The organism is Gilvimarinus sp. 2_MG-2023, from assembly GCF_030547685.1.
In the GTDB taxonomy this organism is placed as follows: domain Bacteria; phylum Pseudomonadota; class Gammaproteobacteria; order Pseudomonadales; family Cellvibrionaceae; genus Gilvimarinus.
Genome location: NZ_JAUOQM010000005.1, coordinates 95,782 through 119,018, shown reverse-complemented (window position 1 = coordinate 119,018; position 23,237 = coordinate 95,782). Strand labels below are relative to the sequence as shown.

Sequence of the window (23,237 nt, the reverse complement as noted above, 5' to 3'; positions counted from 1 at the left end):
CATTGCGCCGCTATTATCGCATGTGTGAGATAAAAAAACGGGCCCATTTGGGCCCGAGGTAAGGAGAATAAAACGAGCAGTGGTCATTAGAAGCTTAGCTGCACACTCACCCAAAAGTTGCGGCCGGCATCTTTAACGTTGTAGTTATCGGTAAAGACCACTTCACTGACCGCACCGCGACCCGTGGCCAAGGTATAGACACCGTCGTTGTCCAGGTCGACATATTCGGTGGTGTAAGAGGTGAAGTCTTCATCTAGCAAGTTATTAACACGGCCAAAGACGGTGATGTTGTCGGTCACTTCATAGGTAATGCCTAGGTGCAGCAACGCGTAATTTTTATAGTACAACGGCTTGTCGAGCACGCTGTCCCAACTGCGGTAGCGGTCTGAGCGGAACTCTCCCTGTAGCATCATGCTGAGATTGGGCAAAATGGTCCAGTTGATAGAGGCATTGGCCATGTGCTCGGCGGTGTTGGTCAGCGGCTGACCTTCCTCAGGGCCGCTGGTCTGTTCGCTGTCGGTCCAGGTGTAGTTGGCATTCAGCGACCAGCTGTCGCTCAGAATATAGCGCCCGGCGATTTCTACGCCCTGAATATCCACTTGGTCGATATTAATTTTTTGACTGTAGGTGTCGTAACCGAGACTGTCGTAGGCACCCAGATTGACACAGGGGCGTTGGCCGCCGGTGGTCTCACAGCTGTAAATGGTATCGCCACTGGCAATTTTGTCGTCAAAGCGAGTGTTGAAATAGGTGGCATTAAAGTTGTGACCATCATTGCCGGTCCAGTAGATGGCAATTTCGCTGTTGACGCTGGTTTCTGGCTCCAGGTCTGGGTTGCCGGCAAACGGCGAGGTGCCCTGGCCGCCAAAGCCGGTGATGCCGTCGTACAGATCCGTAGTTTGCGGCGTTTTATAACCGGTGGCCACACCGCCTTTAACGGTCCAGTTGTTGTTAATGGTGTACACCCCGTACAGGCGCGGCGATACCTGACTGCCGAACACATCGTGTTCGTCGTAGCGCACGCCGGCGGTGATGGTGAATGGAGTGGCTAGAGTCCAGCTGTCCTCTACAAACAGAGAGTACATTTCTTGTTTTTGAATGCCGCCGGGGTTATTGGTTTCTAAACCGAATACGCCATCTTCCAGCTCGCCGTCAATGACCTGGCCGCCGAGCACAAATTTGTGGCTGCCGGCAGCTTCAAAGGGTATGTCGACGCGGGCATCGAGTGTGTACTGGCGGCTCTCCAGTGGGCGGTCGGGGCGCGGCAGGAAGGTGGTCTCGGCCAGATTGCGGCGCTCCTCTTCGCTCATGCCGGCATATTCGCCGGTGCCATCGTACATCTCTTGTAAGTGCAAGCGCTCTTCCACACTCAGTGGCAGGGTGCGACCGTCGTTGGCAGTGTCGACGTAAGACAGTGACAGGCTGCTGGTGCCGAAGCTCCAGTCGGCGTCGTGGCTCAAGGACCACCAGGCGCGGTTAAACTCTTGATCAGCGGCGTAACCGGCACGAGGGTTTACCTGTCCGCCACTGGTTTGCCACAGTGCTGCGATATTGTCTTTGGTGCCCAGTGGGTAAGACAGTTCACCGGTGTCCGGGTTGGTAAACGGTGTGTTGTCGTAAACCTGCTCGGAGTAGTCGTAAGCAAGACGCAGAGTGTGGTCGCGGTTTGGTGTCAAAGTTAAGGTGGCGCCGTATTCCTGACTTTCGCTGTCGACTGTGCGTCCGCCGCTGCCAAATCCGAGGCTGCGATAATGCGTTGTGCCATTGGGGTCGACGGCAGGCTCAAACTCAGGCGATGAGGCTTCGGTATCGTACAGACTGCCGCGCACACCAAGGGCGAGCGTGTCAGCAATCAGTGGTCCGGCCACGAAAAAATCCGCTTGGGTGGCATTGCCGAAGTCGCTGTTTTGCTGAATATTACCGGCTAGGTTAACGGTGCCGAACCAGTGGTCGATATCTTTTTTGGTGATGATGTTGATGACACCACCGAGCGCGTCGGCGCCGTACAGGGTGGAGGCCGGGCCGCGAATCACTTCAATTTGTTCGATGGCTTCCGCCGGAGGCATATGGCCAAACGCGTTGCCGCCAAAGTTGTTGGGGTAGATGTCGCCGTGGTTGTTTTGGCGTTTGCCGTCAATCAAATACAGGGTGTATTCGCCGGTTAAGCCACGCATACTGACGCTGCCCTGGCCGGTTTTGTCGCGCGTCGTGCCGATATCAATACCTTCTTGGTATTTGAGCATATCCAGTAAGTTAACGTGGGGGCGGGTGAGAATTTCGGTTTGATCGATTACCGAGATACTGGCTGGCGCATCCACAAGCTTTTGTTCAAAGCCCGAGGCGGTTATCACCATTTCTTCTACTTTTTGATTGTTGTGTTCGGCGTTGGCGGCCATTGTGGCTAATAACGCTGTGGTGCTGGCCGCTCCAATCAGTAGTTTATGGTGTAGCGCGGTACCTTGTGACATATCCTGTCCCCCAATTGGTGTGATAATGAAGGTGAGAATTATTCACATTTACGGATGATAATGCAAGAGAAATCTATTCGCCGCTTGCTAATGTACGTAAATTCAGTGGTGGGTGGGTCTTTTAGGGCGCGCCGGACTTGGATATAGAAGGAGAAGCTAAGCTTTGGGTTCTTATTGCGTTGATTTCTTGGAGGGGCGATAAATCCCATCAGGCCCAACTAAGTGTTGTGCCTGATGGGGCGATGTTTAGGGAGTTACGGACGAGGGTCGTCCAAGACCCAGCGTACATTATCCACTTGCAAGGTGACGCCGCCTTGCTCGCCGGCCGGCAAAATAGCGAAGGGAGTATTGACTGAGGTTAGGTCTAGCCCGCCTGTGACAAAGTCTGCCACCGGAATAACAACCGTTTCCCAATCAGCACTGCTGTCTAGGCTTATCGGGCGGTCACCAGAGGTGCAAGGGTGAACGCAGTCGGCCTTGACGATCAGCTCAGTGGTTTGCGGGCTGTAAATATCAAACACTAGGTAGCCGTTGTTAAAAGCGCTGACATCGCGCACGGTGCCCGGCTCGGTTTGGATAAACATCAGGCCGTTGCCCCCGGCTTCGGTGAACTCGCCCTGAAATACTTGGCCGCGAGCGACGTCATCCGCATCAATAATGCTGATCTGTACATGGGAACCGCTGGCGCTCCACTGGCCGATATTGCCCCAAGCCATGTCCACGGCATCAATAAAGATATCAAAATCTTCGGTGAGTGCCAGCGGTGGCTCCACCGGTTTAACGTCGCAGTTGGTGGCTCCACCCAAACAGGTAAGGCGGATGTTTTTCAGTTGCACATGAGCGGTGCCGTCGATCGGCTCAATGACAAACGGGTTGGTGATATGCGTGTAATCTACCGTCGGGCCCCACCATTCGCCATCGTTGGCCTTAAGGGACCAAAGGCGTACAGCAACCTCGGACCACTCGGCGGCTGCACCGACATCGGCGGGTATCTCAATTTCGTGAAAGCTAAGATCGGGCCAGCCGCTGTCGAGTTTAATACGCAGCTTGGTGCCGGGCTCAATATCCAAAACTCGTAAATCAAAACGTAGCTCACCCAGATTTTTAGCACGGCTGTGTAGGTTGTCGCCAAAGTTAAGACCCGTCTCGGAGGTTAAAAAAGCCGCTGCAGGCAGGGCAAAAAAGTCCAAGTCCCATACGGTTTCACCATCGGGGCCCGTGGCACTGGGCATTGAAGTGATAGTGCTGGCGTCCTCGGGGTAAATGCCGGGGGTAAGGCCAGAGGATACCTCACCTGCATCACCTTCTAGGGTGAGTGTTTGAACGCCGTCTTGATAGAAATACAGTTCATCGCGGCTGTCGGCGGGTGGTACGTGGCCGCTGATTGACTGTGGCGCTTCGCCAATGGTGGCGCAGCCTCGGCCAGTGACCGGATCGGCCGAACATTGGTAAACACGAACATAGTCAACTTCCATCGTTTGTGGAAAGCTAGTGCTTCCGTCCGGGTAGGGAAGCCAATCGGCGGCCCCAATGGCGAGATTTAAAATCATATGAAAAGGTTGGTCAAACGGTTGAGCACCGGAGGAAACTCGATAACCCGCTTCTTGCCCCGCCCAATGGTAGTTAAACCAGTTGCCGCTATTGGTGGCGAAATGTACGTCGTCCACATACCAGCGTATTTCACCTTCTTCCCATTCAACCGCATAGGTGTGGAATTCATCCCAGATGTTGGTCGGTGGTATATGGGGCGCACCGCTGTTCTGGTTCCAGGGCCATGAGAAACCGTAGTGCAATGTGCCGTGCACGGTGTTTGGGTCTGAGTCGTGGTCGGTGGTGCCGGGAGCAAAGGCTTCGAAAATATCGATCTCGCCACTTTGTGGCCAGCCGCCGTAGGCTTGGTCGGTAGGTAGCATCCAAATTGCGGGCCACATACCGCGTCCCATGGGCATACGCGCGTGGATTTCCATGCGGCCGTATTGCCAGTCGGCTTTGCTCAGCGTGCGTAAGCGAGCAGACGAGTAGTCTTTACACGCGGAGGTATCGTTAGGGTCATAGGCAGGGTCTTCCTGACTGACAGAAGGGCCGCAAATTTGACTGGGCTCTTCGCGCGCTTCGATAATTAAGTGACCGTCTTGTAGGTAGCTGTTCGCGGGATCGTCGGTATAACACTGGCCCTCATTATTACCACCGCCCCAACAGTTGACCTCGTGTTCCCACTTTGCAGAATCAATACTGACACCTTCAAATTCATCCTGCCAGACCAGATCCCAGCTCGATTCACTGCTAGTCGATGACGAGGAGTGGCTGGAAATAGAGCTGAATGCGACAGAACTGTTGGAACTTGTCGAACTTGATGAGCTTGAAGAACTCTCGGAGCTTGAGGATTCTTCGGAACTAGAAGAGCTCTCAGAACTAGAAGAACTAGAAGATTCCTCGGAGCTGCTGGATTCTGATGATTCAGAGCTTGCAGAGCTAACAGCGACTACTGAACTTGCCGAAGCCTCGCTGGAAGCTGCCTCGGAGCTGGCAATACTCGATTGCACGGAAGAGGCAGCCGCAGAGCTTTGTGAGCTCTGAGCGGGGGATGAGCTGGAAGAAGCCTCGGAGCTGATCGCCGCATCACTGGACGCGACGCTAGAGGCCTCGGAGCTGGCGAGGCTTGATTGCTCGGATGAAACTGCAGAGCTCTGTGTGCTAGACGTTGACGATGAGTTGTTGTTCTCAGTGCCGTCGCTAGTACCACCACAGGCGGATAAGGCAAGCGCTAAGGCACTCACCAGTAAGGGTAAGCCAAAATTCGATGACATGTTGACCTCGTTATTATTGTTTATAGAGGGAGCTGCTCAATAAAAAGCGCAGCCGCAAATTGCGATTGCCGATACCTTTAATGTAACGGTCTGGGCACGAGGGTAGTGTGTCTGGCGGTACGAGATCAGTCGTCCCAGTTTACTGGAGCTTTTGAAGGTGGGCGGAGTGTCTTGTTAGCGAGCAATAAATGACCATTCCCACTTTTATAGTGGGGCTGATACCAAAATAAAACCCCTGCCGGGGGTTAGTGGAATATAAAAGAGGGGTGTTGGGTTATTGTGTGAGTTGCGCCAATAGAAGTTTTAGCGCCGCCGCCCGGTGGCTGATTTTGCCTTTTTCGTCTTTCGATAATTCGGCTGCAGCACATTTGTGAGTCGGCACATAAAACAAAGGGTCGTAGCCAAAACCGCCATCACCCGCTGGTGCCGACAGGATTCGGCCCTCCCAGCTGCCTTGGCAAATAATGGGGGTGGGGTCTTCGGCGTGGCGCATATACACCAACACACACTGATACCGTGCCGTGCGGTCTTGCTCGGCGACGTTTTCCAGCTCGCACAGGAGCTGTTCATTGTTGCTGGCATTGCTGGCGCCGATTCCTGCGAAGCGGGCAGAATAGATACCGGGGCGGCCATTGAGGGCGTCCACCTCTATGCCTGAGTCGTCCGCAAGAGCCGGCAGGCCGGTTGCGCGGCAGGCATTGCGAGCCTTTAAAATGGCATTTTCCACAAAGCTTAAGCCGGTTTCATCTGCATCACTTACGTTGTAATCCGACTGCGGCTTGACGGCAAAACCGACACCGGCTAACAATTGATTAAACTCTTTCAGTTTGCCCGGATTGGAGCTGGCAAGAACGATAGTCTGCATAATTATTGACTGTCCTTAACGTAGAGCGTGCGAGAAAACTTGAGTGGTAATGGCTGCTCGCTACCCTCGGGGGTAACGTCAATGGCGAAATTAAAGACCTCTTCGTTCGTGTGTCGCAACGGGGCAATAAAATAGGTCGCCTTGCCCTCGTTAATGGTTTGGAATTTGAGTGTTTGCATTCGTTGAATCAGGTTAGTGGCTGTGCCCGTTACCTGTGCGGGCAGGCCTAAGTGAGAGGCATCTCCGTCGGTTTTGGTAACGCTAATATTGATCAGTACCTGATTGTCGGCACGGCTGATTTGATAAATATTGGCAACATCGACCGGCACAAACGCACTGTTAAACACACTGAAATGGACGGTGTGATCTTGAAAAACTTTACTGCGTTCGCTCTGCTCAATAACCCGCGCGTCAGGGATTTCGCGTGGCGCTGCGATGGTTGTAGAAGTCCATAACATCGAAAGTAAAGTGGTTAAGACTATAAAAAAATTGGCCAGTAACTGCATAGGTTGTCGCCTATTTTGCAAGGTGGTAAATGGCTGTCTCGCCGAAAAAATTAGGCGCTAAGTCGCCCAGCATTTGGGCCGACTGTTCGTTGACTACCCGGCGGTGCAAGACGCTGATGTGTTTTTCGCGGCACAGAATTTCGAAATCGGTAAAAGTGCAAAAGTGAATGTTCGGGGTGTCGTACCACTCGTAGGGCAGCAAATCTGATACAGGCATGCGTCCGCGAACCGCCAAGTGGAAGCGCGCCTTCCAGTGGCCGAAGTTGGGGAAGGTAATAATGCACTCTTTGCCCACTCGCAGCATTTCATCCAGCACGATATGGGGGTAGCGCATGGTTTGCAGTGCTTGGGTCATCACTACAGTGTCAAAACTGTTGTCTTCGAAGTTACTCAGGCCGCGGTCGAGATTTTGATTGATCACATTAACGCCGCGGCTGATGCAGGTCTGAATCTGAGCCGGGTCAATTTCTAAACCGTAGCCCGAAACCTGCTTGCTGTCGGCCAGCAGCTTTAACAAGGTGCCATCACCACAAGCGAGATCCAGCACCCGGCTTTTCTCGCCTATCCAGTTTTGCAATTGATTAAAATCAAATCGCATAATTACTCCGTTTCGATTCTGGCAAGGTAGCGGCTGAAGGCTTCACGGTAGTGCTCATTGGGGAGCAAAAAGGCGTCGTGGCCGTAGGGCGACTCAACTTCGGTGTAGCTGACATTTTTTTGTGCGTCGATTAGGGCGTCGACAATTTCGCGTGAGCGTTCAACCGGGAACCGCCAGTCGGTACTGAACGAAGCCACGTAAAAGTCGCACTGGGCGCGGCGAAAAGCGACGCTGGCATCGTCGCCGTATTCGCGTGCTAAATCGAAGTAATCCAGCGCGCGGGTCATAAGAATATAGGTGTTGGCGTCAAAGTTTTTAGAAAATGTGTCGCCCTGATAGCGCAAGTAACTCTCGACCTGAAATTCCACTAAATCTTCCAGCCCCTGATCGAAACTGCCAGTGCGCAACTCGCGGCCAAACTTTTCACCCATCACATCGTCCGACAAATAGGTGATGTGGCCAATCATGCGGGCGATAGCTAAGCCGTTTTTGGGGTAGGTGTCATGGCTTTGATAATCGCCGTGATAAAATTCCGGGTCTTTTAATATGGCCTGACGGGCGGTTTCATTAAAGGCAATATTTTGCGCACTTAATTTCATGGCCGAGGCGATCACGATACAGTGGCGCAAACGATCGGGGTACTCCAGTGCCCAGCGCATGGCTTGCATGCCGCCCAAGCTGCCGCCAATCACAGCCGCCCACTGATCAATACCCAGCGAGTCGGCAAGCCGGGCCTGGGAGTGAACCCAATCGCGTACCCGCAGTTTAGGGAAGTCCGCCCCCCAAGGGCTGCCAGTGGCCGGGTTAATACTGCGCGGGCCAGTGGAACCGCTACAGCCGCCGAGGTTATTAAGCGACACGACGAAAAACTTATCGGTATCGATCGGCTTGCCCGGGCCAATATAGCCATCCCACCAGCCGGGTTTGCGATCTCCCTCGCTGTGAAAACCCGCTGCGTGATGATCTCCTGAGAGTGCATGGCAAATCAGTACGGCGTTCGACTTGTTGGCGTTAAGGCTGCCGTAGGTTTCTACCACGAGCTCGTAAGTCTCTAGAGTACGGCCGCTGGCAAGGCGCAGCGGTTCATCGAACTGCACGGTAAACGGGGTTACCAAGCCAACGGAATCTGGAGCGGAGCTTTGGGTCATTGATGTCTCTTGATCATCACCGGATAAGGCGGCAAAAGCGCAAGTCTAAAGTCGCGCTTGCCTGCCTGCAAGTGTCGGGCCTCATTTAGCCCGTAAAGCGGGGTTAGATTAGGCTTGTTTTCGAGCCGCCTGTAAAGATACCACTTTGGCCTCTGGGGTGGGTTTGGCAGCGGGGGCTCGGGTGACTTCTAAGAACAGGGGCTTCAAGTCGCCGCGCGCGGTGGCCAAAGCGTGCAGGCCTTGCTCTAGCGATTGGATCTGTTCGTGGTGCGAGCGAGTTTGCGAGCGCATTTCACCCAAGCGCATCATGTGGTGTTCCAACAGTTTTTTCTGGTGTTGGTTGTGATGGGTTAGTGGTGTTAACGCATCTTGCAGCCAATCGTTAATATCGCGGCGCAAATCACTGAATAGGTTGTTGACCTCTTTAACCAGTGTACCCAAAAAGCGGCTGATCAGAGTGTTCTTGGTGGCCAGGACGCTGTTGAGTGAGCGGCGTAAACGGTCGGCATTGTTTTCCAGATTACGGAGACGGCGACGGTGGCTGGTGATATTGAGCTTATGGCTGTGGGCCATGGCTGCGGCCTCTGTGCCGTGCTCTGGGCGGTCGTAAATACTGGCCAGTACTTTGTTGGCCCGCTCGATTTCACGCACTAAGTGATTAACGCTGGTATCGACGTTGTCGAAAAAATCGCCAATGGCTTGCGATAGGCCCACCGTGGTCCAGCTTTGCATCATACGTTCTTGAGTCTCTTCGCTTAACCCTTGAACTTTGCTTTGGGTTACTGGTGCCATTAAGGCGGTGCGCTGGTTATTGAGCAAGCGTTGGCTGGTTTTTAGTGACAGCGATTGTTTATGGAAGCGGTGGTGCGCGTTGCGAATTTTGTCTCGCTGACGGGTCAGTTCGTCGATAGCATCCTGATCGGTGGCTTGTTGTAACGCATGCAGTTCGCTCTCGCTCTCATCAATGCGGCGAGTAAGGCTATTGTATGTATTGACGATCATCTCGTGGCTGTTGCTGACTAGTCGGTGACTGATGATCTGCTGCTGCGAACGCAGGATGCACTCGGCCAAGCGCTGTTCCAACTGCGGGAAATTACTTTGCAAAAGATCGGCACGACGATTTTTGACTTTGGCCAGCAGTGCTTTTTTGGCAGAAATGGGCAGGATATATTCCGGCGCCAGCTCCAACAGCTTGGCCGTTTGCAAGCGCACGCGTTCTATATTGGCGGCTACTTCTGCCTCGGGCGTGAGTTCATCCCAGAGTGTATCGATTTTGTTGAGTAGCCCCAGCACAGCGGTGCAGCGGTCATCGCGCAAGCCGGAAATATGGTCGCGCCAAATGGTCATATCGCTGGCGCTAACGCCGCTATCGGCCGCCATTAAAAACAAAATTGCCTGGGCCTCGGGCAAGGTTTTTAAGGTTAATTCCGGCTCGTTGCCCAGCGCGTTCAGCCCCGGTGTGTCGACAATACGCAGGCCTTCTCGCAACAGGGGGTGGTCGAAGTTAATTAAGGCGTGACGCCAGGTGGGGACCTGCACCAGACCGGTTTGTTCATCGACTTCCAACTCGCTAGCGCTGAAGCCGAACTTAATGGCCTCTTTGCGGGTCACCATTTTACTGGCGGAAACCTGGCCGATTGCCTCGGTGACCGACTGGAAGTTGTCCGGGTCAAAACTAATGGTAAACCAGTTCTGCGGAATGCGCTTAAAGCTTTGCATGCTGGTGGCGCTGCGGCGGGTTTCGATCGGCAATAGGCGCACACAGTTTTTGGGTTGTTTGGCGTCCCAGAAGATCTCGGTGGGGCACATGGTGGTGCGCCCGGGCTGGGAGGGCAGAAAGCGACCGTTGTTTTGGTTGTACAACAGGGCGTTAATCAGTTCGGTTTTACCGCGTGAAAACTCGCCCACGCAGGCGATCGTGAATTGATCGCCGCCGAGTAGCTTGCGGGCTTTGTGCAGGTAGTTTAAGGCATCTGAGGTGACCAGCTGGTGTTTTTCACTCCAGTGGCAAAAGCCTTGTAGGCGTTTGTCGAGAGCTTGCTTCCAGGCGCTGTACTGCGCCATTTGCCGATGTAATGCCTTAATGTCCATGTTATTAGTGTTTTCCCGTGGTTTCGCCCAAACGTGACCGTGTTCGCTATTAAAGCGCAAATTGCCCCTGTCAGCCAGTTTTTAGCCTAAATGACAGGACTGGCGGGACAATTTGCGGGATTATCGGTCTATTATGGTGGCGTTAAAACCCCAGCAATAGACCTCTCACGCCCAGAAGGCCGGCCAGTGCCGGAATCAAAAACTGGTTAAACAGATTGAGAATCAAAAAGAAAAAGATCGGTGAGATATCAATCGGCCCCATGGCGGGGATGATTTTGCGCAGCGGTGCCATGGCCGGCTCCACCAGTTGGCGCACTAATAAAAGCGCCGGATTCTGGCTAAAGGGCGCGATCCAGCTGGCGACGATATAGACGATCATGCCAACAAAGTAGATTTGCACCAGCATTTTTAAAATGCCAATTAGCCCCATAGGGATGACCACCAGTGGGTTAAGCAAACCCTGGCCAGCCACTAAGTAAATTAACTGCCCAGCAACCCACTGCAGCAACATGGCTAACACTAAAGATGCCATGTCGATGCCGTAAATGCCGGGAATAACCCGGCGCAATGGCAGTAATAATGGGTTGGTAGCCTTACCGATGCCCTGAGAAATTGGGTTGTAGAAGTCGGCGCGTGTCAACTGCAGCAAAAAGCGCAGTAGTACAATTAGCATGTACAGCGACCCCAGAGTTTGAATTAGGTAGACCAGCATTTCCTGCATGGTGTTCATTGTCTCTCCTCAGTAATTGGGCACGGTTTAAGTGATATTGGGGCAAAATCTTATTTTGCCAGCTCATCGGATAGGCTTTGTGAGCGTTTGGCGCAGTCGTTCATGGCTGTATCAACCAGTGCGGATAAATGGCCCGTCTCAAACGCATTTATGGCCCGCTCGGTAGTGCCTCCGGGCGACATGACTCGTCGTTTTAACTCACCCACCGGCACATCAGCACGGCCGGCCAAAGTGGCGGCCCCCAATGCCGTTTGTAGGGTGAGTTGGCGCGCTGTTTCAGGGCTGAGACCGAGCTTTTCGCCGGCGTCGATCATCGCCTCCATAAACAAGAAGTAATAGGCCGGGCCCGAGCCCGAAACAGCGGTGACGGCGTGCATTTGAGCTTCATCTTCTACCCACACACACAGCCCAGTGGCATTGGCGATTTGTTCGGCAAAGGCTAAGTCGTCGCGGTTGGCCTTGGCATTAGCGAACAGGCCACTGGCGCCGACGCCAACCTGAGAGGGGGTGTTGGGCATGCTGCGCACAATGGCGAAATCACCGTCCAGCCAACGCCCGAGGGTGGCGGTATCAATGCCAGCCGCGACCGACATGATGAGTTGTTGATCCAGCGCGCCACGCAGGGATGCACAGGTCGCTTGCAGCATTTGCGGTTTAACCGCGAGCACGATTACATCGGCCCACTGGCAGGTGCTGAGGTTGTCAGTAGAGGTGTGAATCCCCAGTTGCGCGGCGGCTCGCTCGGCGCTTTCGGCGCTGCGAGTGGTGGCGCGGATAGACTCGGATGGGTATTTCTGTGCCAGTAAGCCTTTGATAATAGCGCCGGCCATATTGCCGGCGCCGATAAATGCTATGTTTTTAATCATTAGGTATAACCTATTTGTGCGGGGGGGTGGTTGGGGGTGTCGCGCGCGGGCCAAAAATATCGGTGCCGATACGGACCATTGTGGTGCCCGCGCTAACGGCGGCCTCTAGGTCGGCGGACATTCCCATCGATAAACTGTCTAGTGGCCCCTTGCCGGTTGGGGCTTCGGAGCTGGTCTCATTCAGCGCTACCAGCAATTGATGCATGCGGATAAAGCTTTCCCGCTGTTTGTGAGCATCTGACTGGGGGGCGGGAATCGCCATAAGGCCGCGCAAGTGAATATTGGGCAGAGCGTTCACCTCGCGGGCGAGGGCAGGCAGTTGTTCGGGCGTCACACCGGATTTGCTGTCTTCACCGTCTATATTAACCTGCAGACAGATATTCAAAGCTGGCATAGTGACCGGGCGCTGTTCGCTGAGGCGCTTGGCGATTTTGAGTCGATCGACACTGTGCACCCAAGCAAAGTGCTCGGCAATGGCGCGGGTTTTGTTGGATTGTATGGGGCCGATAAAATGCCATTCGATATCGGGTAAGTCCGCCAGTGCCTGTTGTTTGTCTAGCGCCTCCTGTAGATAATTTTCGCCAAATCGGCGCTGGCCGGCTTGGTAGGCTTGGCGTAAACACTCGGCCGGTTGTGTTTTACTGACCGCGATCAGGGCAATATCCGCATCGCTGCGATGGGCTTGCAGAGCGGCTTGTGTTAATCGAGCGGTGACATTGGCGAGCTTCTCGTCTATCTTGTGCATTTGGTTCCCGACATTTGCCCGCGCTTGGCATATCATAATAATGTGCGCAGCATTAACAACAATTGAACAATATTAAGGGTTTAGCTGTATGGATATCACGGAGCTCCTCGCCTTCAGCGCCAAACAAGGCGCCTCAGATTTGCACCTCTCGGCCGGCTTGCCGCCCATGATTCGTGTCGATGGGGACGTGCGGCGGATTAACCTGCCCCCCATGGATCACAAGCAGGTGCATAGTTTGATCTACGAGATCATGAATGACAAGCAACGCAAAGACTTTGAGGAGTTTCTGGAAACGGACTTTTCATTCGAAGTGCCAGGCGTCGCCCGCTTTCGGGTAAACGCTTTTAATCAAAACCGCGGTGCCGGCGCAGTATTCCGTACCATTCCTTCCAAGGTGCTCACCATGGAAGAGTTGGGTATGGGGCAAGTGTTTCGCGACGTCAGTTCGGTGCCGCGCGGCTTGGTTTTGGTGACCGGACCTACCGGTTCTGGTAAGTCCACCACCCTGGCGGCGATGATGGATTACATCAATGACAACAAATACGAACATATTTTGACCATTGAGGATCCGATCGAATTTGTTCACGAGTCAAAAAAATGCTTGGTCAACCAACGTGAGGTGCACCGCGACACCCACGGCTTTAGTGAAGCCTTGCGCTCGGCGTTGCGTGAGGATCCGGATATTATTCTGGTGGGTGAGCTGCGTGACTTAGAAACCATTCGGTTGGCGCTCACAGCGGCCGAGACGGGCCACTTGGTGTTTGGCACCTTGCACACCACCAGCGCGGCTAAAACCATCGACCGGGTAGTGGATGTATTCCCTGCCAATGAAAAGGCCATGGTGCGTTCCATGTTGTCGGAATCACTGCAGGCGGTGATCTCGCAAACGCTGATGAAGAAAAATGGCGGCGGTCGGGTTGCGGCTCATGAAATTATGCGTGGCACCCCAGCTATTCGTAACTTGATCCGTGAGGATAAAGTGGCGCAGATGTACTCGGCTATTCAAACCGGGGCATCGGTCGGTATGCAGACCATGGATCAATGTTTGGAAGACATGGTGGCGCGCCGTATTATTTCCCGCGAGGCGGCTAAAGAAAAAGCCAAGATGCCGGAAAATTTCTAAGAACGCAGGAAGCTCAAGCGTTGTGCAAGGTACACCGCCAGCGCTTAAGTCGTTGAGAAAACATAAAATATTTGGGTTCCTATTATGGATTTCGATCGATTATTACAATTGATGGTGGATAAGAACGCATCGGACTTATTTGTGACCGCTGGTGTGCCGCCATCTATCAAGCTGCACGGTAAAGTGGTGCCGGCCACCGCAACGCCGCTGGCGCCGGAAAAAGCGCGCGAGCTGGTGCTGTCAGTCATGAACGAAAAGCAGCGCAAAGAATTTCTAGAATTTAAAGAGCTTAACTTTGCCATTAGTGCCCGCGGTATTGGTCGTTTCCGGGCCAGTGCTTTTTATCAGCGCAATTTGGCAGGTATGGTGTTGCGTCGCATTGAAACGCAGATTCCTAAGATTGATGATTTAAATTTGCCTGAGGTTATTAAAGAGCTGGCCATGACCAAGCGCGGGTTGGTCATGTTTGTGGGGGCAACCGGTACCGGTAAGTCCACCTCGCTGGCGTCGATGATTGGCCATCGCAATCGCAACTCCAAAGGGCATATTATTTCAATCGAGGACCCCATTGAATTTATCCACCAGCACGAGGGTTGTATTATTACCCAGCGCGAGGTGGGAATTGATACGGACTCGTTTGAGGTGGCACTGAAAAACACCCTGCGTCAGGCGCCGGATGTGATTTTGATTGGTGAGGTCCGCTCGCGCGAAACCATGGAGCACGCCATCGCTTTTGCCGAGACTGGTCACTTGTGCCTGTGTACTTTGCACGCCAACAATGCCAACCAGGCGCTGGACCGTATTATTCACTTCTTCCCGGCCGACCGTCACCGTCAATTGTGGATGGACTTGTCGCTTAACTTGCGCGGTATTGTGGCCCAGCAGCTGATTCCAACGCCGGATGGCAAGGGCCGCCGGGCCTGTTTGGAAGTGCTGCTCAATACACCCTTGATGTCGGATTTGATTCGCAAAGGTGAGGTGGGCGAACTAAAAGAATTGATGAAAAAATCCACCGAGCTGGGCATGCAAACCTTTGATCAGGCGTTGTACAGCCTATACGACGGCGGTGAAATTACCTACGAAGACGCCTTGGCGCACGCCGACTCACCCAACGACCTGCGTTTGATGATCAAACTCGGTTCAGAAACGGATGCCACCTACTTATCCAACGCGGCCGATAGTTTATCCATGGAGGAAGAAGATAGCGGGCGTGGGGGGCGGATGTTTTAAGGGGGCTTCGCCCTTAGCGGAACGCAGTACGCAGAAGGCCAAAGGGTGCCCCTTTAAAGGGGCGCCCTTTGGTTTGACGATCAGCGGTAAGTTTCTTGGCTCGTTACAAGAAGCATTAATACAACTGCATTCTGCATTCAGTGTTCAGTGTTCAGTGTTCTCGCCCAGCCACGTCTCCAATATAATCCTCGCCGCGATGGCGTCTACCGGGTCGCTGCGAAAGTGGGTGGAGCCGCCTGCGGCGAGGTGTTCTTCTTTGGCGGCCACGCTGGAGAGCCGCTCATCAACCATTTCTACCCGGTGGCCGAAGCGGCCGTGAATACGATTGGCGAATTTGCGTGCGCGCGGGCAAAAATCATTTTCCGTATCGTCCATATTCAGCGGCAAGCCCACCAGTACTAAATCCGGTTGCCATTCATCGAGCAGTTGTTTGATCTCATCCCAGTTGGGGATGCCATCGCGGGCCCGCAGTTCGGTTAGGGCGGAGGCGTTGCCGGTGGCGGTTTGACCTACGGCCACACCGATACTGCGCAGACCATAATCGAAGGCCATAAGACTGATATTGTCTGCCATTAGGCGTGACCGACGCTATTGGAAATCAGGTTAAGGTCAATGCCCAGATCGCGAGCGGCGGCAGACCAACGTTGTTCGGCGGGGGTGTGGAATAAAATTTGATCATCTGCGGGCACGGTCAGCCAGGCGTTTTCGGCAATCTCTTGCTCTAGTTGGCCCTGCTCCCAGCCCGCGTAACCCAGCGCCACGATATAGTGCTCGGGCCCTTCACCGCGACTCATGGATTCGAGAATATCTTTTGAGGCGGTCAGGGCGATTTGGGGTGAAATGGACGTGGTGGATTGCCAGCGCTGTTGTTCTAAATTGGGGTGCAGTACAAACCCGCGCTCAGCGCCGACTGGGCCGCCGGCCAGAGCAGTACTCTGGGCGGATGTGTCGTCACAGGATAGGCCTAATTGTTGATAAATTTCCGCCAAGGTAATGTCCATTGGCAGATTGATAACCAAGCCCATAGCGCCATCGTCGGAGTGCTCACAAATGTAAGTCACACTGTGAATAAAGTTGGGGTCTTCCATGCCGGGCATGGCAATCAAAAATTGATTGCGCAGGGAGCCTAGCTCGAAGCTTGAGGTGTTGGGGGTGTTGCTTGATGTTGTATTCGTCATGGCGTGAATATGGGGGCTGTGGGTTGGAAACTCAAGGGATATCTAGGCCCGGGCGGCGGCGAGAAAAGAGCCGGTCGCTTATTAGTCGGAGGTTGCAGCCGTCGATAGGCCATTGATCTCAAAGCTCCAGGTGCGGATGATTTGCAGCTGGTCAAACTTTTCGCGCACGCTGGCAGGAATGGGATCAAAGGGCGCGGCCAGTCGAATGATTTGTAAGGCGGCCTGGTCGAGCATGCTTACGCCAGAAGACTCAGATAACTCTAAATCGCGAATCGTGCCATTGGCGTTTAGCGTGACAGTCATGCGCAGCTTGCCGGTGATGCCCTGACTGAGGGCCTGCTGGGGATAATTGGCGTTGCCCACCTGTTCAACCTTGCGGCCCCACTCCAATAAATAGGCGGCCTCGGGGGCGGTTTTGGTGGCTACCGAGGTGAGTCGACGTACGCGAGGGCGCTTGGCGTACTCTTGGCGCTGACGATCCAGCTTGGCTTGCAAGCTGGCGATTTCGGGGGTAATCATCGGTTGCTCTTCGGGCAGCCCTTCGCGCGCCTGTTCTTGTTGCTCGCTGATATCATCATTGTGTTTTTGTACGTTGCGAGAAGACTCACCCTGAGTGGTGATGACTTGGGTGAGCTGATCGGCGGTTTGATCGGCGGCCTGTACTTGCGCCATGGGATTGATGTCATTCACCGTGGGGGCGGCAAAATCGGCCTGCTGATCGGTCGTAAGTTGCTCGTTAGCCAGCTCGGTGCCACTGGCCTCCTGGTTGTGCTGAGCGAGAAAGTTGGCGTCTTCCGGGGCGATTTCGGTGCTGTGGGTGGCCAGTGTAATTTCCAGCGTGGGGGCCGCATCGCTCGGTTTGGGGATGGTAAAGCTGAGACCAAAAATCAGCATGGCATGTGCAATAACCGCAATAAAAACGGTAAAGCTCAGCCGATCCGCTGATTTAACACTGGTGTCGATGCCAACCGCAACCTGGGCTTGACTGCTCATGTGTGCGGGATCGCTTTAAGGCTGTTTTCAATCGACTGGATTAACTTCTCGCCAATGCCTGTGTCGTAGGCCTGGTCGATCTCGCGAGCACAAGTGGGGCTAGTGACATTAATTTCGGTTAGGTAGTCACCGATCACGTCTAGGCCAACAAAATACAGGCCGCGCTCTACTAAGGAGTCTTTGACTTGATCGACTATCCAGTAATCACGTTCGGTTAAAGGCTGTGCCACGCCGCGCCCGCCTGCAGCAAGATTGCCGCGGGTTTCGCCTTCGGCGGGGATGCGCGCCAAGGCGTAGGGGATGGCCTCGCCATTTACCACTAGTATGCGTTTATCGCCGTTGCTGATCTCGGGAATAAACTTTTGCGCCATGGTTAGGTGCTGGCCGTGATTGGTCAGTGTTTCTAAGATAACGCCGACATTGGGATCATCACCTTTACAGCGGAAGATACTGCTGCCGCCCATGCCGTCTAGAGGTTTGAAAATGACGTCACCATGCTCGCGATGAAAGGCTTTTAGCTGCTGCATTTGCGCGCTGACAATCATCGGTGGGCAGCATTGAGGAAATTGGGTGGCAAACATTTTTTCGTTGCAGTCGCGCAGGCTTCGTGGGTTGTTGACCACCAGCGCCCCTTGTCTTTGGGCAGCCTCAAGCAAATACGTGCTATAGATATAATCAGTGTCAAAGGGCGGGTCTTTACGCATCAAAATGGCGTCTAATTCACCCAGTGGGCGATCGGCTACTGGGCCTAGTTTGTACCAGCAATCGCCGTTGTCGAACACTTCGATCGGGCACATGCTGGCCCGGGCTTGCTCTTGAGACTGATAGAGATCGGTGATCTCCATGTAGTAGAGTTTGTGGCCGCGCGCTTGAGCGGCCAACATCAGGGCGAGGGTAGTGTCTTTGTAGTAGGCAATATTTGCGATGGGGTCCATCACAATGCCGATCGATAAGCTCATGGTGTTAATCCGGCTGGTTCAGTCCGTAGATGGTCAGGCAGTCGTAAGTTATCCCCTTGGCGATGGTTGCGCAAGTCCTGTTTCATCATAATTGTGTGGAATATCAAAACGCTTAAAAAGTTAATTTACGTATATATTCAGGCGGTTATAGATTAACCCTACAAACTATGTTAAAAGTTGAGCATAGAATAAAACAATAGAATTTATTGCGGCCGGCTTAAATGCGTATTAAGGTGACAGGCGTGAACCAGATCGCATTTTGGGCCTCAACGATACTAACCAGCGTAAAGGTCAGCAGGTATGGACGTGAGTTTGGAAAGTCTAAAAATAATGGTCATCGACGATAGCAAAACGATTCGTCGAACCGCGGAAACATTGTTAAAAAAAGCCGGGTGCACCGTGATTACGGCCACCGATGGTTTTGATGCATTGGCAAAAATAGCCGATACGCGTCCGGATATTATCTTTGTGGATATTATGATGCCTCGTCTTGACGGTTATCAAACCTGCGCGTTGATTAAAAACAATACCGAATTTAAATCTACCCCAGTGATTATGCTGTCCAGTAAGGACGGTCTATTCGATAAGGCCAAGGGTCGCATCGTGGGGTCGGATCAATATTTAACGAAACCGTTTAGTAAAAGCGAATTGCTAGGTGCCATTGAAGAGCACGTAAAGCAAGCACAGGCTTCGTAATTATTAACCAATAACAACTTCTCTTTTTGATACCTCGGGGACGCTATGGCTAGAGTATTAATAATCGACGACTCGCCGACTGAGACGTATAAATTAACCACCATGTTGGAAAAAAGTGGGCACGCTGTCTTGACTGCACCCAATGGCGAAGAGGGTGTGGCCTTGGCCAAAAAAGAACTACCCGATTTGGTATTGATGGATATCGTGATGCCGGGCTTAAATGGGTTTCAGGCTACACGCCAGCTGACCAAAGCGCCGGAAACTGCTGATATTCCTGTGATTATTGTTACTACCAAGGATCAACAAACTGATCGTGTGTGGGGCATGCGCCAGGGGGCTCGCGCCTATTTGGCTAAGCCAATCACGACAGATGTGTTGATGGATGCCATTAGCGAAGTGATGGCATAAGTGGAATGAATCCGCACCGGATTAAAAACAATAACGGATCATAACTATGGCAGAAGCATCGAGCGCTTTTCATGCTCTGGCTCAGTTAGCGAATCAAAGTCGGCAGGCCGCACAGGGATTGCCGGCGCAGATTGATGCTCGCGAACAATGGAGTGGAATTGGTTTTTCACTGTTAGGCAGTTACTTTATTGCCTCAATGGATGAAGTCTCTGAAATGCTAGAGGTACCGCATTACACCCACTTGCCGGGTGTCCAGCCTTGGGTGCGGGGTGTTGCTAATGTGCGCGGTCGTTTACTCCCACTGTTTGATCTCGCCGCCTTTTGCGGCGGTCGGTTAGTGGGGGGGCGTAAGCGGCGCAGGGTGCTAGTTCTGGAGACAGAAACTCTGTACAGCGGCCTCATTGTTGACCAAGTCTTTGGTATGCAGCATTTCCCTGTGGATGAGTTCCAACAAAAAAGTGGCGATATCGTAGATCCTATTCGCCCTTATGTGCAGGGCAGTTATATCGGTGAACAGCAGCAATGGAATGTGTTTTTGTTGTCTGAGTTAGCCCAAGATCAAAGATTTATCAGTGCGGCGCGCGACTAGCGTGCATTAAAACGAATATCAATGGATAAAGAAGAGTGGGCCTTTAGTGTCAGCTCTTTCTCAATTTACGAACAACAAGCTAAAAAAGTCGGTCGGGAGTGAGTCAATGAAAACTGAGTCCAGAACTATCGCTGCGACGATCAAGGGTAATCCTGTGATTGTTTTTGCCGGCGTCTTGCTGGTGGTGTTTTTGATCGCAGCGGCGGTCGTATTCACCATCGTACAGCGCAATGCAGATAACGATCAGCGCTATCTTCAACAGGCGGCCGAGCTTCGTGCTCAGGCGTTCCGGTTAACAGGTCTAACGCGGGACGCCACCGCGGGTGATGAGGAGGCCTTTGGAGAGCTTTCTCAGGTTGTTAGCACGATGGATGCTACCTGGGCCAGTTTGCGAGATGGCAGCGCCGAGCTGCGTTCGGTGCTCACCGCTGAGTTTGATGATTTTGGTGGGGTTTGGAAAGAGCTGAAAGGCCAAGCCTCGATTATTCTGGACAACCAAGAAAACATTGTTTTCATTAATGAAAAAGGTCGCGAGCTAAACGCCAATCTGCCGACCCTGCAGGCACAGCATAATATTATTGCTGAAATTCTGCTGGAAACGGATGCTCCAGCCGAGCAGCTATCGCAAGCGCGCATGCAGTCATGGCGAGCCGAGCGTATCGGGCGCAACGTTGACAAAATGCTTCGTGGTGGTGACGAAAGCGATGTTTCGAAAGTGGCGGATCAGTTTAACCGCGACGCCAATATATACCAGCGAGTACTGAACGCCATGCAAAGTGGCGATGACATGATGGGTATTTCTCAGGTAACGGATCCCGACGCCCGTGCCAGCCTAGAAGAAGTATCCACTTTGTTTGATGGCATCAGTGGTTCGATTCAAACAATATTTGATGGTGCTCAGCCGCTGTTTGCTGTGCGCTTAGCTGAAGAAATCATTCTCGATCAAACCCCTGCTTTGCTGCAGGCATTGAGTGAAATCAGTGACACCATTACGGCGCAGGAAACCGAGCGTCCAATCAATGAAAACGTGATGGTAGTGCTGGTGGCTGCGGCTATTCTGGCTCTTGGTGTTATCGGCTTCTTGTTGTATCAAGGTACGCGTAAACGTCTTGCGGTGACCGCCGAAGCCAATGAGCGTAACCAAACAGCAATTTTGCGATTACTTGATGAGTTGGCCGACTTGGCCGATGGTGACTTAACTACGACCGCTACGGTAACCGAGGATTTCACCGGTGCGATTGCTGACTCGATTAACTACACCATTGACCAGCTGCGGATCTTGGTGGCGCGCATTAACGAAACGGCCGTAAACGTATCGGCTGCAGCGCAAGAAACCCAGCAAACTGCCCTACATTTAGCCGAGGCATCTGAGCACCAAGCGCAAGAGATTGCCGGGGCATCGGCTGCGGTTAATGAAATGGCAGTTACCATTGATCAGGTATCGGCCAACGCCTCTGAATCTGCCGCGGTGGCAGAGCGAGCGGTATCCATCGCCAGCAATGGCGCCAAGGTGGTACAAAACACCATCAATGGTATGGATACAATTCGCGAACAGATTCAAGATACCTCGAAGCGTATTAAACGACTGGGTGAGTCATCTCAGGAGATTGGAGATATCGTATCTTTGATTAACGACATCGCCGACCAAACCAACATTCTGGCACTTAACGCTGCGATTCAGGCCTCGATGGCCGGTGATGCAGGCCGTGGTTTCGCGGTGGTTGCGGATGAGGTGCAGCGCCTTGCGGAACGTTCGGCTGCTGCGACTAAACAGATTGAAGCGCTGGTTAAAACCATTCAGAACGATACCAATGAAGCGGTTATCTCGATGGAACAAACCACCTCTGAGGTGGTGCGCGGTGCGCGTTTGGCACAAGACGCCGGTGTGGCACTGGAAGAAATTGAAAACGTATCCACCAGCTTGGCGGAATTGATTCAAAACATCTCCAACGCCGCCCGTCAACAGGCATCGTCGGCCGGTCATATCTCGAATACGATGAATGTTATTCAAGAGATTACAACTCAAACATCCGCGGGTACCAGTGCAACGGCACAGTCGATTGGTAATCTTGCTGCCATGGCCATGGATCTACGTGAATCGGTAGCCGGTTTCAAACTACCGGAAGAAGATTCCGGAGAAATGGACTTGTCTAGCTTTGGGCAAACGCCTGCCATCGGTACTGATGTAACTCCAGAAGCAGAGATTGAGCTTGATGATGTCGTCGACCTGGATGATAACGACGTGGTCGATTTGAACGACGAAGTGGAAATCGACATTGACGGTGACGACGATGATGACTTGGATATTACTGGCAGCAGGAAAACGGTGTAACTGACAGCTTCGGCGCAGTCAGTTAGGCAGGCTATACGATGGGCTGGTCTTTACGCACCATTGCAGATCTAAGCGACGCTGAGTTTGGTCAGTGGGCGACGTTGCTGGAAGAGAGAGCGGGTATTCATCTTTCTTTTCCGCAAAAGTCGCTCCTGCAATCTCAACTATCCATTCGCATGCGCGAATTGGGTTACGACAGCTATGCCGAATATTATTCTCTGGTGACCGATGGCTTACAGGGCCGTTTAGAATGGTCTATTTTAATCGATCGGATAGCGGTTAAAGAAACCAGTTTTTTTCGTCATCGTGCCTCTTTTGAATTCGTTAGACGCCTACTGCAAGACAAAATCAATAATCAACAACTAACTGAAAGCTTCGATGTATGGAGTGTTGGCTGCTCTACCGGTGAAGAGCCTTACTCGCTGGCTATGGTCATTAATGACTGCTTTGAGCTGGCTCAGCTTGAACCCTACTACGGCGTTACCGCTCTCGATATCAGCTCTACTGCACTGGCTAAAGGGCGACTCGGGCGCTACTTGCCCCGATCATTGGAAAACATGACGGGAGAAGAGTCCAAGCGTTATTGCACTTTGTGTAGTGATGGCAGCTATGAAGTGGTTCGTAAGCTGCGTGACCGTGTATGTTTAACTCACGGTAATGTATTACAAATTCAGGATATGCCAGCGGTGCAAATGGACGTTATATTTTGCCAAAACCTGCTAGTGTATTTTCGTCGCTGGTTGCGACGCGATATTTTGAATTCGCTGGTGGATCGTTTAAAGCCCGGCGGCGCATTGATCATTGGTGTTGGTGAAGTGGTGGAGTGGGATCACCCTCGGTTGCAACGCGTTGCCAACGAAGAAGTTCAGGCCTATGTCCGTCACCAGTAAAAAAACAACGAGGAA

21 protein-coding genes are annotated in these 23,237 nt (G+C 52.8%); 7 read left to right on the top strand and 14 right to left on the bottom strand.

The genetic code is table 11. From position 1 onward, the window contains the following. Positions 1-86: 86 nt before the first annotated feature. From Q4526_RS01395 to Q4526_RS01350, 10 genes are all read right to left on the bottom strand, one after another. Positions 87-2,468 carry a TonB-dependent receptor gene (locus Q4526_RS01395; RefSeq protein ID WP_215974922.1) on the bottom strand — a complete coding sequence of 794 codons (2,382 nt, stop codon included), beginning with the start codon at positions 2,466-2,468 and terminating at the stop codon, positions 87-89. A gap of 254 nt (positions 2,469-2,722) precedes the next feature. Then, positions 2,723-5,275: a glycoside hydrolase family 16 protein gene (locus tag Q4526_RS01390; RefSeq protein WP_215974921.1), complete on the bottom strand. Its 2,553-nt coding sequence runs from the start codon at positions 5,273-5,275 to the stop codon at positions 2,723-2,725. 274 nt (positions 5,276-5,549) lie between these two features. Next, positions 5,550-6,140 carry an RdgB/HAM1 family non-canonical purine NTP pyrophosphatase gene (gene rdgB / locus Q4526_RS01385; protein WP_215974920.1) on the bottom strand — a complete coding sequence of 197 codons (591 nt, stop codon included), beginning with the start codon at positions 6,138-6,140 and terminating at the stop codon, positions 5,550-5,552. Positions 6,141-6,142: 2 nt separating this feature from the next. Beyond that, a complete protein-coding gene (locus tag Q4526_RS01380; RefSeq protein WP_215974919.1) occupies positions 6,143-6,646 on the bottom strand; it encodes a DUF4426 domain-containing protein in 504 nt (167 codons plus the stop codon). A gap of 10 nt (positions 6,647-6,656) precedes the next feature. Then, positions 6,657-7,244, bottom strand: a complete 588-nt coding sequence (gene metW / locus Q4526_RS01375) for a methionine biosynthesis protein MetW (protein ID WP_215974918.1) — start codon at positions 7,242-7,244, stop codon at positions 6,657-6,659. 2 nt (positions 7,245-7,246) lie between these two features. Continuing rightward, a complete protein-coding gene (locus Q4526_RS01370) occupies positions 7,247-8,392 on the bottom strand; it encodes a homoserine O-acetyltransferase (RefSeq protein WP_215974917.1) in 1,146 nt (381 codons plus the stop codon). 108 nt (positions 8,393-8,500) lie between these two features. Next, positions 8,501-10,483, bottom strand: coding sequence for a dynamin family protein (locus Q4526_RS01365; protein WP_215974916.1), 1,983 nt, complete (start codon positions 10,481-10,483; stop codon positions 8,501-8,503). Positions 10,484-10,625: 142 nt separating this feature from the next. Further along, the gene (locus Q4526_RS01360; RefSeq protein ID WP_215974915.1) at positions 10,626-11,213 is read right to left on the bottom strand and encodes a YggT family protein; all 588 of its coding nucleotides are present in this window, start codon (positions 11,211-11,213) and stop codon (positions 10,626-10,628) included. Between the two features lie 50 nt (positions 11,214-11,263). After that, positions 11,264-12,079 (bottom strand): pyrroline-5-carboxylate reductase, encoded by an 816-nt coding sequence (gene proC, locus Q4526_RS01355; RefSeq protein ID WP_215974914.1) that lies wholly within the window; start codon positions 12,077-12,079, stop codon positions 11,264-11,266. 10 nt (positions 12,080-12,089) lie between these two features. Next, on the bottom strand, positions 12,090-12,824 hold the full coding sequence (locus Q4526_RS01350; protein ID WP_215974913.1) for a YggS family pyridoxal phosphate-dependent enzyme: 735 nt from the start codon (positions 12,822-12,824) through the stop codon (positions 12,090-12,092). An 88-nt stretch (positions 12,825-12,912) separates the two neighbouring features. On the opposite strand from Q4526_RS01350, the gene Q4526_RS01345 reads away from it, so the two are divergent. Continuing rightward, positions 12,913-13,947, top strand: coding sequence for a type IV pilus twitching motility protein PilT (locus Q4526_RS01345; RefSeq protein WP_215974912.1), 1,035 nt, complete (start codon positions 12,913-12,915; stop codon positions 13,945-13,947). An 84-nt stretch (positions 13,948-14,031) separates the two neighbouring features. Beyond that, positions 14,032-15,177 (top strand): PilT/PilU family type 4a pilus ATPase, encoded by a 1,146-nt coding sequence (locus Q4526_RS01340; protein ID WP_215974911.1) that lies wholly within the window; start codon positions 14,032-14,034, stop codon positions 15,175-15,177. A gap of 144 nt (positions 15,178-15,321) precedes the next feature. Here Q4526_RS01340 and ruvX read toward each other — a convergent pair whose 3' ends face one another. The 4 genes from ruvX to gshB form a co-directional block, all read right to left on the bottom strand. Beyond that, positions 15,322-15,750 carry a Holliday junction resolvase RuvX gene (gene ruvX / locus Q4526_RS01335; RefSeq protein ID WP_215974910.1) on the bottom strand — a complete coding sequence of 143 codons (429 nt, stop codon included), beginning with the start codon at positions 15,748-15,750 and terminating at the stop codon, positions 15,322-15,324. After that, a complete protein-coding gene (locus Q4526_RS01330; RefSeq protein WP_215974909.1) occupies positions 15,750-16,355 on the bottom strand; it encodes a YqgE/AlgH family protein in 606 nt (201 codons plus the stop codon). Before Q4526_RS01330 ends, ruvX begins: the two co-directional genes overlap by 1 nt. 81 nt (positions 16,356-16,436) lie before the next feature. Next, entirely contained in the window at positions 16,437-17,348 is a 912-nt protein-coding gene (locus Q4526_RS01325; protein ID WP_215974908.1) for an energy transducer TonB, read from the bottom strand. After that, on the bottom strand, positions 17,345-18,307 hold the full coding sequence (gene gshB, locus Q4526_RS01320) for a glutathione synthase (RefSeq protein ID WP_215974907.1): 963 nt from the start codon (positions 18,305-18,307) through the stop codon (positions 17,345-17,347). The genes Q4526_RS01325 and gshB overlap by 4 nt, the downstream gene beginning before the upstream one ends. A 300-nt stretch (positions 18,308-18,607) precedes the next feature. Here gshB and pilG point away from each other — a divergent pair, with 300 nt between their 5' ends. The 5 genes from pilG (at position 18,608) to Q4526_RS01295 (ending at position 23,222) form a co-directional block, all read left to right on the top strand. Next, complete coding sequence (gene pilG, locus Q4526_RS01315; RefSeq protein WP_215974906.1) at positions 18,608-19,003, top strand: twitching motility response regulator PilG; 396 nt, start codon at positions 18,608-18,610, stop codon at positions 19,001-19,003. A 45-nt stretch (positions 19,004-19,048) separates the two neighbouring features. Continuing rightward, entirely contained in the window at positions 19,049-19,411 is a 363-nt protein-coding gene (pilH, locus tag Q4526_RS01310; protein WP_215974905.1) for a twitching motility response regulator PilH, read from the top strand. 46 nt (positions 19,412-19,457) lie between these two features. After that, positions 19,458-20,000 (top strand): chemotaxis protein CheW, encoded by a 543-nt coding sequence (locus tag Q4526_RS01305; RefSeq protein ID WP_215974904.1) that lies wholly within the window; start codon positions 19,458-19,460, stop codon positions 19,998-20,000. Positions 20,001-20,106: 106 nt separating this feature from the next. Then, positions 20,107-22,332, top strand: a complete 2,226-nt coding sequence (locus tag Q4526_RS01300) for a methyl-accepting chemotaxis protein (RefSeq protein ID WP_215974903.1) — start codon at positions 20,107-20,109, stop codon at positions 22,330-22,332. 38 nt (positions 22,333-22,370) lie between these two features. Next, positions 22,371-23,222: a protein-glutamate O-methyltransferase CheR gene (locus tag Q4526_RS01295; protein ID WP_215974902.1), complete on the top strand. Its 852-nt coding sequence runs from the start codon at positions 22,371-22,373 to the stop codon at positions 23,220-23,222. Positions 23,223-23,237: the final 15 nt, after the last annotated feature.

Excerpts from the sequence above, each read along its gene's own strand:
- Q4526_RS01395 (WP_215974922.1), bottom strand. The coding sequence starts at position 2,468 with ATGTCACAAGGTACCGCGCTACACCATAAACTACTGATTGGAGCGGCC.
- Q4526_RS01390 (WP_215974921.1), bottom strand. The coding sequence starts at position 5,275 with ATGTCATCGAATTTTGGCTTACCCTTACTGGTGAGTGCCTTAGCGCTT.
- rdgB (WP_215974920.1), bottom strand. The coding sequence starts at position 6,140 with ATGCAGACTATCGTTCTTGCCAGCTCCAATCCGGGCAAACTGAAAGAG.
- Q4526_RS01380 (WP_215974919.1), bottom strand. The coding sequence starts at position 6,646 with ATGCAGTTACTGGCCAATTTTTTTATAGTCTTAACCACTTTACTTTCG.
- metW (WP_215974918.1), bottom strand. The coding sequence starts at position 7,244 with ATGCGATTTGATTTTAATCAATTGCAAAACTGGATAGGCGAGAAAAGC.
- Q4526_RS01370 (WP_215974917.1), bottom strand. The coding sequence starts at position 8,392 with ATGACCCAAAGCTCCGCTCCAGATTCCGTTGGCTTGGTAACCCCGTTT.
- Q4526_RS01365 (WP_215974916.1), bottom strand. The coding sequence starts at position 10,483 with ATGGACATTAAGGCATTACATCGGCAAATGGCGCAGTACAGCGCCTGG.
- Q4526_RS01360 (WP_215974915.1), bottom strand. The coding sequence starts at position 11,213 with ATGAACACCATGCAGGAAATGCTGGTCTACCTAATTCAAACTCTGGGG.
- proC (WP_215974914.1), bottom strand. The coding sequence starts at position 12,079 with ATGATTAAAAACATAGCATTTATCGGCGCCGGCAATATGGCCGGCGCT.
- Q4526_RS01350 (WP_215974913.1), bottom strand. The coding sequence starts at position 12,824 with ATGCACAAGATAGACGAGAAGCTCGCCAATGTCACCGCTCGATTAACA.
- Q4526_RS01345 (WP_215974912.1), top strand. The coding sequence starts at position 12,913 with ATGGATATCACGGAGCTCCTCGCCTTCAGCGCCAAACAAGGCGCCTCA.
- Q4526_RS01340 (WP_215974911.1), top strand. The coding sequence starts at position 14,032 with ATGGATTTCGATCGATTATTACAATTGATGGTGGATAAGAACGCATCG.
- ruvX (WP_215974910.1), bottom strand. The coding sequence starts at position 15,750 with ATGGCAGACAATATCAGTCTTATGGCCTTCGATTATGGTCTGCGCAGT.
- Q4526_RS01330 (WP_215974909.1), bottom strand. The coding sequence starts at position 16,355 with ATGACGAATACAACATCAAGCAACACCCCCAACACCTCAAGCTTCGAG.
- Q4526_RS01325 (WP_215974908.1), bottom strand. The coding sequence starts at position 17,348 with ATGAGCAGTCAAGCCCAGGTTGCGGTTGGCATCGACACCAGTGTTAAA.
- gshB (WP_215974907.1), bottom strand. The coding sequence starts at position 18,307 with ATGAGCTTATCGATCGGCATTGTGATGGACCCCATCGCAAATATTGCC.
- pilG (WP_215974906.1), top strand. The coding sequence starts at position 18,608 with ATGGACGTGAGTTTGGAAAGTCTAAAAATAATGGTCATCGACGATAGC.
- pilH (WP_215974905.1), top strand. The coding sequence starts at position 19,049 with ATGGCTAGAGTATTAATAATCGACGACTCGCCGACTGAGACGTATAAA.
- Q4526_RS01305 (WP_215974904.1), top strand. The coding sequence starts at position 19,458 with ATGGCAGAAGCATCGAGCGCTTTTCATGCTCTGGCTCAGTTAGCGAAT.
- Q4526_RS01300 (WP_215974903.1), top strand. The coding sequence starts at position 20,107 with ATGAAAACTGAGTCCAGAACTATCGCTGCGACGATCAAGGGTAATCCT.
- Q4526_RS01295 (WP_215974902.1), top strand. The coding sequence starts at position 22,371 with ATGGGCTGGTCTTTACGCACCATTGCAGATCTAAGCGACGCTGAGTTT.